General features: G+C 52.5%; 1 protein-coding gene. It reads right to left on the bottom strand.

Features of this window, described 5'->3' with window-relative positions; genetic code table 11:
* The coding region (locus AB4585_RS24200) for a glutamate synthase-related protein (protein ID WP_372171299.1) at nucleotides 1–558 on the bottom strand (558 nt) is incomplete at both ends.

Below are 558 nucleotides of genomic sequence, written 5' to 3' on the forward strand. Positions count from 1 at the left end.
GTCGTATCCTGAGATAGTGATAAGGTCGGCATAAGCCTTAGCCACACCCGTGGCAATGGTGCCAACACCCGGCTCTGAAACCAACTTCACCGATACTAAGGCATCTGGATTGACCTGCTTAAGGTCAAAGATCAATTGCGCTAGATCCTCAATGGAGTAAATGTCGTGATGAGGGGGAGGGGAGATCAAGGTCACCCCTTGCACTGAGTGCCTTAATTTAGCAATTTCTGCCGTCACCTTGTGACCAGGCAACTGACCGCCTTCGCCGGGTTTTGCTCCTTGCGCTACCTTGATCTGCAGAACATCTGCATTGGTAAGGTAATGAGGAGTAACCCCAAAGCGGCCTGAGGCGACCTGCTTAATGCGAGAGTTGCGGTTGGTACCAAAGCGACTTGGATCTTCGCCCCCTTCTCCTGAGTTGGAGTAGCCACCAAGATGGTTCATGGCTTGAGCCAGTGCTTGGTGGGCTTCAGGACTTAGAGCGCCGATGGACATAGCTGCGGAGTCGAAGCGCTTGAACAACTCTTTAGCGGGTTCAACTTGCTCATTGGCCAAAGG

The organism is Vibrio sp. 10N.222.49.C9, assembly GCF_041474985.1.
In the GTDB taxonomy this organism is placed as follows: domain Bacteria; phylum Pseudomonadota; class Gammaproteobacteria; order Enterobacterales; family Vibrionaceae; genus Vibrio; species Vibrio crassostreae_C.